Genomic DNA, 9,049 nt, shown 5'->3' with positions numbered 1-9,049 from the left:
CAGGCCCGCGGCCTGGCGCGCGTGGCCGGCGTCGGCCGCCTGGTGTTCGGCAGCGTGGATTTCGCGCGCGATACCGGTATCCAGGACGAACGCGGCTGGCTGCCCGCGCGCATCGCGCTGGTCATGGCCTCGCGCCTGGCCGGCCTGGCCGCGCCCATCGATGGCACGGCCCTGCAGTGGGATGATGCCGCCGCCTTGCAGAACATGGCCGCCGGGGCGCGGCGCCTGGGGTTCGGCGGGCAGCTATGCATCCACCCGCGCCAGGTGGCGCCCGTCAATCAGGGCTTCTTGCCGTCGGACGACGAACTCGCCTGGGCCCGCCGCGTCGCCGCGGCCGTGGCCGAAGGCGGGCGAGGGGCCATTACCGTGGACGGCAAGCTGGTGGACAAGCCGCTGCATGACCTGGCGCTGGCGTGGCTGGCGCAGGCGGGCAAGGAATGATGGCGATTACTGTGGGTGGCAGGCATCGTTGTGAGCCACGACGGCCTCAGTCGCACGGTGTCAGGCACCCTGACGGGAGCCAGACACCTCGCATGGTACAGGCAGTAATTCAGGCGGCTTAGCCAGGGGTCTGGCTCCCGCAGGGTGCCTGACCCCGTCGTGTCGAGGCAATTACCGGAACACCACCGTCTTGTTGCGGTTCAGCAGGATGCGGTGTTCCACGTGGCTGCGCACGGCGCGCGCCAGCACCAGCGATTCCACGTCGCTGCCCACTTGCGTGAGTTCCTGCGCCGTCATGGCGTGGTCCACGCGCTCGATGTCCTGCTCGATGATCGGGCCTTCGTCCAGGTCGGACGTCACGTAGTGCGCCGTGGCGCCGATGATCTTCACGCCGCGCGCATGCGCCTGGTGATAGGGACGGGCGCCCTTGAAGCTGGGCAGGAAGCTGTGGTGGATATTGATGGCGCGGCCGGCCAGCGCCACGCACATCTCGGGCGACAGGATCTGCATATAGCGCGCCAGCACCACCAGGTCGATCTGCTGGCTTTCCACCAGTTCCAGTATCTGTTTTTCCTGGCCGGCCTTGGTGTCCGCAGTGACCGGCAGGTGGTGGAAGGGAATGCCGTAAGACTCCGCCAGGCCGGCGTAGTCGTCGTGGTTGGACACGATGGCCGCGACCTCGGCCGCCAGATGCCCGCTGCGCACGCGGAACAGCAGGTCGTTCAGGCAGTGGCCCTGCTTGCTGACCATGATCAGCAGGCGCGCCTTGCGGCGCGCATCGTGGATCTGCCAGTCCATTTCATAGCCGCCGGCCAGCGCGGCGAATTGTTCGCGCAGGCTGCCTTCGGCCACCGTGGCCGGCAGGTCGAAATGCACGCGCAGGAAGAACCGGCCGGTTTCGTCGTCGCCGAACTGCTGCGAATCCAGAATGTTGCAGCCCAGTTCGAACAGCAGCCCGCTGACGCGGTACACGATGCCGGTGCGGTCGGGGCAGGACAGGGTCAGGATGTAGTCGGTGTGCATGGTGTACGAAAAATGGCGGTGGAAGCTAGGGCGTCAGGCGCGCCAGGGTTTCTTCGGCGATGGCCAGGCTGGCCGTCAGGCCGGGCGATTCGATGCCGAACAGGTTCACCAGGCCGGGCACCCCGTGCGCGGCCGGGCCGGCGATGACGAAGTCGGCGGCGGGTTCGTCCGGACCCGATATTTTCGGCCGGATGCCGGTATAGCCGGGCGCCAGCGCGCCGTCGGCCAGGCCGGGCCAGTAGCTGCGCACGGCATCATAGAACACCTCGGCGCGGCCCGGATCCAGGGTGTAGTCTTCGGCGGCGATCCATTCGGTGTCGGGCCCGAACTTGGCCTGGCCGCCCATGTCCAGCGTCAGGTGCACGCCCAGCCCGGCATGTTGGGGCACGGGGTAGATCAGGTGCGAAAACGGCGCGCGGCCCGACAGCGTGAAATAGCTGCCCTTGCACAGGTATTCGGCGGGGATGCTGTCCGGCGGCAGGCCCTGGATATGCCGCGCCAGGGTGGGCGCATGGATGCCCGAGGCATTGACCAGCACGTTGCAGGACAGGTTCATGGCTTCATCGCCGCCGAATTGCACGTCGAAGCCGCCCTCGGGCCGCACCCGCGCCGTCAGCATGGGCGTATGGAACACGCATTGCGCGCCGGCGTTCTCGGCGTCGCCCTGGTAGGACAGCATCAGGGCGTGGCTGTCGACGATGCCCGTGGACGGCGACAGCAGCGCGGCCGTGCAGCGCAGGGCCGGTTCCAGGGCCACGGCTTCGGCGGCGCCGAGCAGGCGCATGTCGTCCACGCCGTTGGCGCGGGCGCGTGCCGCGATGCCGTCCAGCAGGCGCGATTCCGCTTCAGTGGTGGCGACGATCAGCTTGCCCAGCCGCCGGTGCGGAATGCCGCGCTGGGCGCAATAGTCGTACAGCATGTGCTTGCCGCGCACGCACAAACGGGCCTTGAGGCTGCCCGCCGGGTAGTAGATGCCGGCATGGATGACTTCGGAATTGCGCGAGCTGGTGCCGGTGCCGATGGCTTCGGCGGCCTCGGCCACCAGGACTTCGCGGCCGTCCAGCGCCAGCGCGCGGGCCACCGCCAGGCCGACCACGCCGGCGCCCACCACGATGCAGTCGATGTCAGTACTCATGATTCAAAGGCGTTCATTCGGAACGCTGGTGGACGGGAGTCAGGTCGAAGCCGCCCGCATGGAAAACCAGGGGGGCCTCGCCGGTATGGCCGCAGCGTTCCACTTCGCCCACCATGATGATGTGGTCGCCTTCGGCATAGCGGCTGCGGTTGCGGCATTCGAACCAGGCGGCGCAGTGTTCGTCCAGCATGGGCGTGCCGCCCGGGGCCTGCACGCGGGGCAATCCGTCGAAGCGCTCGCGCGTATGGCCCAGCGCGAAGCGGCGCGCCAGCGCGATCTGGCTGGCCGACAGTACGTTCACCACATAGCGTTCGCACTGCTCGAAGGCATCCAGCGAACTCGATGTGCGCGACAGGCTCCACAGCACCAGCGGCGGTTCCAGCGATACGGAATTGAACGAACTGACGGTCAGGCCGATGCGCGCGCCATCCGGCGCGGCCGTGGTGACGACCGTGACGCCGGTGGCAAAACGGCCCAGGGCCGTGCGGAAGAAGCGCGAGTCGAAGTCGGGGGAAATGTCGGGCATGCAGGCAGGATGGCCAGGGGGGGCGGCTCAGGGCGACAGCCGGTCGATGGCCCAGCCGCCCTTGCCGTCGGGCAGGTAGCGCAGGCGGTCGTGCAGACGCGAGGGGCGGCCCTGCCAGAATTCAAACAGGGTGGGCGCCAGGCGGTAGCCCCCCCAGTGCGGCGGCCGCGGCGGCTGTTCGCCATATTGCGCGCGTATTTCCTGTTCGCGCGCTTCCAGTTCCGCCCGGGTGACGGGCTGGCTCTGGCGCGAGGCCCAGGCCCCGATGCGCGAGCCCAGCGGGCGGCTTTGGTAATAAGCGTCGGATTCTTCGGCCGATACCTTTTCCACGCGGCCTTCGATGCGCACCTGGCGCTCGAGCGGCTGCCAGAAGAACAGCAGGCCGGCGCGCGCATTGCCCAGCAGGTCCTGGCCCTTGCGCGATTCGTAGTTGGTGAAGAACACGAACCCGCGTTCATCGTAGCCCTTGATCAGCACGATGCGGGCCGACGGCTGGCCGGTGGCGTCCACCGTGGCCAGGCTCATGGCATTGGGTTCGGGCACCTTGGCCGCCAGGGCCTGGTCGAACCACAGGCTGAACTGGTCGAACGGCGAGGGCGCCGCCGTGTCTTCAAGCAAGGTGCTTTTCTCGTAGCTTTGGCGCAGATCGGAAACTGACATGGAAGGCGTGATACGGATGCGGAAAGGAAGGGCAAGCCACCTGAGTTTACCGCCTTCGCCCGGCGGCCCGGCTCAGTTGTCCGGCAGCGGGTCGGCCTGCTCTTCCAGGCGCCGCGCGATGCGGTCCAGGCTGGCGTCGCGGATGCCGGCGCCACGCAGCGCCTGCGCCGTCTGCAGCACGTATTCGGTGCAGCGCCCGTAGCGTCCGGCGGCGCGGCGCACAATGGCCAGCAGCTCGGCCTCGGGCAGGGCGCGGATATACGCGGGGTTCTCGCGGTTCATCACGAATACCAGCGCGCTGACGGGCCCGGCGTCGGTGGCGCAGGATATCCAGCGCGGCAGGTAGGCGCCGGTGGACATTTCCCTGTCCCACAGGGCCGGGAAAAAGTCGGGCACGGCGTGGCCGGACAGGCGGTATACCACGCCGCGGCACGAGCCGCCGCGGTCCAGCCCGAAAACCAGCCCCGGGCATTCCGGGGTGCCGCGGTTGACGCGCGACCACAGGCACAGGGCGCGATGGTGGCCGCGCAGGGTGGCCAGGCGGCGTTCCTGGAATTCGAACTCGGGACGCCAGATCAGCGAGCCATATCCGAACACCCACACATCTTCGCCCTGGCGCCAGTGCTTCAGCGCGTCGTCCAGCGACGCGCGCCGTTCCTCGGGCGTCCATAGGCGGAAGGGCACGGCGGCATAGGAAACGGAAGGCTGCGGATTCACGGAACGGGTGTCTCGGCGTCTTGGGGCGGGTGTCGGTTGGCCCAGCCGCCGGCGCTGAGCGCCAGGGCATAGGCCCAGAACAAAGGAGCGATGCCAATTACCGCACCCAGCGCCCCGAAGGTCAACGGCAGCGACACCTGCGAAGCGTTGATGAACGCCATGCGCAGGCCCACTGCCTCGGCGGCGCGCCCCGGGGGCGTGTGCTGGTGCAGCAACGACAGCATGCTGGGCTGGCAACAGCCCAGCGCCAGTCCCAGTATAAAAGACAGCCCTATCAAGAAGGCAATTTCGCTGAAAAGCGGGTAAATCAGAAAATCGGCGGCGGTGATGCACATGGCCGTGCGCACCAGCGTCCAGGACCTGACTCGCGTCTGGATAAAAGGCAATGCCAGCCTGATAAGGAAAGTTCCCAGCGCGAAGGCGGCAAGTATGCTGCCGATGGTGGTGGCCGACAGGCCGATGGCCACCCCGAACAGCGGCACCACGAACAGGTGTGTGTCCCAAGCGCCGGACAGGATGGTGTTCACCATCAGGATGCGGCGCAATGGCGGCAGTTTCAGTAGTTCCGTCACGCGGCGGCGGCTGAGCTCGCGGGCGGCGGGCTCGATTTGCGCGTCCACAGAGCGCAGGGCCGGTTGCAGCCGCCGCAGCCCGGCCAGGGCCACCAGGGGGGCCAGGGCCAGGATGCCGAAGGCCAGCCGGGGCCCCAGGTGATCGATCGCCAAGCCGGCGATCAGCGGGCCGCTGAAGCCCGACCCCGCCATGGCCAGCGACAGCCAGGAAAAATTGCGCAGGCGGCGCTGCGGCTCGGCGTGGCCCAGCACATCCTGGGTGGCCACCTGGTGCAGCATGAAACCCACCCCGATACTGCAGGCCGCCACCAGCAGCGCTGTCTGGGTCTGGAAGGCAAAGGGCAGCAGGGTGCCGAACACCACCAGCGCATTGCCCAGCGTTACCGGGCGGCGTACTCCTACACGGTCTATCCATTGCCCGGCACGGATCGACATCAGCATGGGAATGACGGCAAACACCGCTACCAGGCAGCCCACCATCCAGGTAGACAGCCCCAGTTGCAGCGCGGTCAGGGACACGGTGATGCGTCCGCCGGTCAGGGCCACGTGGTTCAGCATGGCAACCACGCACAGCATTCCCGCGCCGGAAAATTCCGTCGCGGAAGCGGAACGAGAGGGGGGCGGGGATGAGGCGGACACGGCGTTAACTTCAGCCATTCTGAGCCGATCTCCGGGTAATGTCGAGGTAGGCGCCTTGTGCGACAAATCTATTGATGCTTCAATTAATCGCGCTGGTAGCCGTGCTGTTGTCGGCGGATGCGGGCTAGATGAATACAAATGGCGATTTTCATGCTGAGCGGATGGGCGTGGAAAAATGCGGGTTTGTGTCGTTCCCGCAACGCGCCGGCGTGGGAAAATAGCCGCCATCATGCCTATTACCCCCGATATTGCTTCCCCGGACGCTGACGGTTCCGCCTGCCAGGCCGACGCCGAGCGCCGTTTTGGCGGCCTGGCCCGCCTGTATGGCCCCGATGCCCCGGCCCGCCTGCGCGACGCCCATGTGGCCGTGGCCGGCCTGGGCGGGGTGGGCTCGTGGGCGGCCGAAGCCCTGGCGCGCTGCGGCGTGGGGGCGCTGACCCTGCTGGACCTGGACAATATTGCCGAATCCAATATCAACCGCCAGGTCCATGCCCTGACCCCCACGCTGGGGCAGGCCAAGGTGCAGGCCATGGCGGCCCGCATCCGGGCCATCAACCCGGATTGCCGCCTGACCCTGGTGGAAGATTTCGTCGAACCGGGCAATATCCAGCAGGTATTGCCCGGTTACTACACCGCGCTGGCCGACTGCACCGACCAGGCATCCGCCAAGATCGCCATGGTGCTGCATGCCCGGCAGCGCGGCATTCCGCTGCTGCTGTGCGGCGGGGCCGGCGGCAAGACCGACCCCCTGGCCCTGCGCGCCGGCGACTTGTCGCAGGCGGTGAACGATGCGCTGCTGGCCAAGCTGCGCAATACCTTGCGCCGCCAGCATGGCTATCCCAAGGCCAGCAATGCGCAGGGCAAGGCGCTCAAGCGCGTGCCGCGCATGGGAGTGCGAGCCCTGTGGTTCGACCAGCCGGCGATTTTGCCAGCGGCCTGGGAACGCGCCGCCGAGGCGGGCGACGATCTGGGCGCCGCACCCCAGCCCGCGGCGCCCCAGGGCCTGTCGTGCGCCGGCTATGGTTCGGTGGTGATGGTGACGGCCGCCATGGGCATGGCGGTGGCGAACGAAGCCTTGCGGCTGGCCCTGGCCCGGCCCTAGCCCGGCCCTAGTGCGCTGCCAGCAGGTCGAATTCCATGCGGATCTTCTGGAACGGGAATTCCAGCCGGGCGAAGTACACAACCCGCTGTTCAATGCAGGCATAGCGGCGCAGTTCGGCCACCGGCGCCGACACCGGGATCTGCAGCGCCTCGGCCGATTCGCGGCCGGCTTCGATCACGTTCAACACTTGGCGGGCATGCGTCAGCCGGTGCCCGTAGAACTCGTCCAGCACCGGCGCCACCGTGCTGCTGCGGATGCGGGCGCGATGCTTGCGGAACAGGGCGCTGTCCAGGTAGACCTCGCTATAGCAGAAGGGCCCGGCGTCGGCGGTATGGATGCGGCGCAGGTATTGGAAGCGGCCGTCGCGCGCGTGCTCGCAGGGCATGCCCAGGTTGTCGGGCAGGGCCAGCCCCGCGTTGGATTCCGTCAGCGAAATCGTGCCCAACTGATTGCTCAGGGCCACGGTTTCGTCCCAGCTTTTCGGGATGAGCAGCGTGGGCGTCTGCGGCAGCGCCGTGCTGACAAACGTGCCCGAGCCGCGCGACCGGTGGATCAGGCCCTCGCTTTCCAGCACGTCGAAGGCCTGGCGCACGGTGGAGCGCGCCACCTCGTACTGTTCCACCAGGATGGGCAGCGAGGGCACGCGCTGGCCGGGCGGCCAGTTGCGGTTGTGGATGTTGCTGCGGAACAGGGCGGCCACTTGCAGGTACAGCGGCTGGCGGCTGCGCGCATAGAGTTTGCCGTCCAGCAACTCAGTGCTCCCCACCGGCCAGCAGGGCGTCGGCCATTTCCCGCAGCCGGTGCTTCTGGATCTTGACCGAATTGGCGCTTTCCACCGACGGGAAGGCTGGCAGCACATGGAAACCGGCGGGCACCTTGAACCCGGCCAGCGCGCGCTTGCATGCGGCCTGCCAGCCGGCGGGGTCGGGCCGCGCATCGGGGTGCAGCAGCACGAAGGCGTAGGGAACAGTCTTGCCCTGGTGCACGGCGCCCACCACCTGGCAGGCGCGCACGCCGGGCAGGGACTCCACCTGCCGCTCGATCTCGGCCGGGTTCACCAGGAAGCCGGACAGCCGCAGGGAATCGCCCAGGCGCGCCTGAAACACGAACTGGCGGTTGCTGACGCTGTAGCCCAGGTCGCCTGTCTTGAAATAGCCGTCGGGCGTGACGGCGGCGGCCGTGGCATCGGCGTTGTCCAGGTAGCCGCGCATCAGGCTGGGCGCCAGGATTTGCAGTTCGCCGGACTGGCCGTGCGGCAGCACGGCGCCCGATTGCGGATCGCAGGCCCGCACCCGTGCCTGGGGATAGATCAGCCGGCCGCCGGCCAGATAGCGCACCGAGACGTCGCCATGGGCGGCGTCCATGGGTTGCGCGGCCACCAGCGCGATCAGCTCGCTGGAACCGTACAGGCCGGTCAGCGGCACGCCGTGCGCGTCGGCCAGCTGCAGCAGGTTGTCGAGCGCCGGCGCGAAGCTGGCGAAGCCGCACAGGCGCAGCGATGCGAAATCGCCTGCCTGGCCGGCCTGGAACAGATGGGCCAGGGCTTCGTTATTGGCATAGGTATGCGTGATGCGGTGGCGGCGGATGGCCTGGACGGTGCGTGCGGTGTCGTATACCGGTTCCGACACCAGCGGCACGCCGCGCGCCAGCGCGCCCACCAGCATGGCAAAGCCGAAGGCGCCGCAGAACGGCGCGGCGGCCAGCACGCGGGTATCGTCGTCGTAGCCATAGGCCTGGGCGACGGCGTCGCCGTGGCGCAGCAAGGTACGCTGGTCATGCAGCACGAACTTGGGCAGCGACGTGGTGCCCGATGTGGTGAAGCACAGCGCATCGCTGTCGGCGCCCGCAGGAGCGGGCGGCGAGGCGTCGTGCCGGGTCAGCGCTTGCCATGCCAGCGCGGGCAGCCCCGGCAGCGCACCCTGGACAGCATCGGCGTCCTGGCCCAGCACCACCGTGCCCCGCAGCGTGGCCAACGCGGTGCCGGGCACGTCGCGCAGAATGCCGGCGAAGTCTATGCCCTTGAAGCCAGGCCAGTACACCAGCCATTCGGCGCGCGCGCGGCCCAGGATGTCGGCTACCTCGGTGGCGCGAAAGCGCGTATTCACGGCCAACACCACGGCGCCCAGGTGCGCGCAGGCCAGGAAGGCCTGCACCCATTCCGCGCAATTCGGCAACCACAGGGCCACGCGGCTACCGCGCCCCACGCCCGCCCGCGCCAGGCCCGCGGCAACGCG

At 68.4% G+C, this 9,049-nt stretch carries 9 protein-coding genes and 1 pseudogene; 2 read left to right on the top strand and 8 right to left on the bottom strand.

All coding sequences use genetic code 11. The features are described 5' to 3' along the window. A pseudogene (locus LPZ50_RS17235) lies at positions 1-441 on the top strand (aldolase/citrate lyase family protein); the annotation flags it as partial. Between the two features lie 171 nt (positions 442-612). Here LPZ50_RS17235 and purU read toward each other — a convergent pair. From purU to LPZ50_RS17205, 6 genes are all read right to left on the bottom strand, one after another. Continuing rightward, positions 613-1,464, bottom strand: coding sequence for a formyltetrahydrofolate deformylase (gene purU, locus LPZ50_RS17230; RefSeq protein WP_230662981.1), 852 nt, complete (start codon positions 1,462-1,464; stop codon positions 613-615). 25 nt (positions 1,465-1,489) lie between these two features. Beyond that, positions 1,490-2,599 (bottom strand): NAD(P)/FAD-dependent oxidoreductase, encoded by a 1,110-nt coding sequence (locus LPZ50_RS17225; protein ID WP_230662979.1) that lies wholly within the window; start codon positions 2,597-2,599, stop codon positions 1,490-1,492. 13 nt (positions 2,600-2,612) lie between these two features. Further along, on the bottom strand, positions 2,613-3,125 hold the full coding sequence (locus LPZ50_RS17220) for a flavin reductase family protein (RefSeq protein ID WP_230662977.1): 513 nt from the start codon (positions 3,123-3,125) through the stop codon (positions 2,613-2,615). Between the two features lie 27 nt (positions 3,126-3,152). Beyond that, positions 3,153-3,785 carry a pyridoxamine 5'-phosphate oxidase gene (pdxH, locus tag LPZ50_RS17215; RefSeq protein ID WP_230662975.1) on the bottom strand — a complete coding sequence of 211 codons (633 nt, stop codon included), beginning with the start codon at positions 3,783-3,785 and terminating at the stop codon, positions 3,153-3,155. Between the two features lie 72 nt (positions 3,786-3,857). Then, complete coding sequence (locus LPZ50_RS17210; RefSeq protein WP_230662973.1) at positions 3,858-4,502, bottom strand: gamma-glutamylcyclotransferase; 645 nt, start codon at positions 4,500-4,502, stop codon at positions 3,858-3,860. After that, positions 4,499-5,713 (bottom strand): MFS transporter, encoded by a 1,215-nt coding sequence (locus LPZ50_RS17205; RefSeq protein WP_419195607.1) that lies wholly within the window; start codon positions 5,711-5,713, stop codon positions 4,499-4,501. The genes LPZ50_RS17210 and LPZ50_RS17205 overlap by 4 nt, the downstream gene beginning before the upstream one ends. Positions 5,714-5,942: 229 nt before the next feature. Here LPZ50_RS17205 and LPZ50_RS17200 point away from each other — a divergent pair, with 229 nt between their 5' ends. After that, positions 5,943-6,815 carry a tRNA threonylcarbamoyladenosine dehydratase gene (locus LPZ50_RS17200; RefSeq protein ID WP_230662969.1) on the top strand — a complete coding sequence of 291 codons (873 nt, stop codon included), beginning with the start codon at positions 5,943-5,945 and terminating at the stop codon, positions 6,813-6,815. Between the two features lie 7 nt (positions 6,816-6,822). On the opposite strand, the gene LPZ50_RS17195 is transcribed toward LPZ50_RS17200, so the two are convergent. Continuing rightward, a complete protein-coding gene (locus LPZ50_RS17195) occupies positions 6,823-7,566 on the bottom strand; it encodes a GntR family transcriptional regulator (RefSeq protein ID WP_230662967.1) in 744 nt (247 codons plus the stop codon). Position 7,567: 1 nt separating this feature from the next. Then, on the bottom strand, positions 7,568-9,049 hold a 1,482-nt coding region (locus LPZ50_RS17190), incomplete at its 5' end, for an AMP-binding protein (RefSeq protein WP_230662966.1).

It is taken from the genome of Bordetella petrii (assembly GCF_020991325.1).
In the GTDB taxonomy this organism is placed as follows: Bacteria; Pseudomonadota; Gammaproteobacteria; order Burkholderiales; family Burkholderiaceae_B; genus Bordetella_A; species Bordetella_A petrii_E.
Note: the sequence above shows the minus strand (reverse complement) of the source record. Positions and strands in the feature narration are given on the sequence as shown.

What these genes read in the sequence shown, in the direction of transcription:
- purU (WP_230662981.1), bottom strand. Translation starts at nt 1,464, where the DNA reads ATGCACACCGACTACATCCTGACCCTGTCCTGCCCCGACCGCACCGGC.
- LPZ50_RS17225 (WP_230662979.1), bottom strand. Translation starts at nt 2,599, where the DNA reads ATGAGTACTGACATCGACTGCATCGTGGTGGGCGCCGGCGTGGTCGGC.
- LPZ50_RS17220 (WP_230662977.1), bottom strand. Translation starts at nt 3,125, where the DNA reads ATGCCCGACATTTCCCCCGACTTCGACTCGCGCTTCTTCCGCACGGCC.
- pdxH (WP_230662975.1), bottom strand. Translation starts at nt 3,785, where the DNA reads ATGTCAGTTTCCGATCTGCGCCAAAGCTACGAGAAAAGCACCTTGCTT.
- LPZ50_RS17200 (WP_230662969.1), top strand. Translation starts at nt 5,943, where the DNA reads ATGCCTATTACCCCCGATATTGCTTCCCCGGACGCTGACGGTTCCGCC.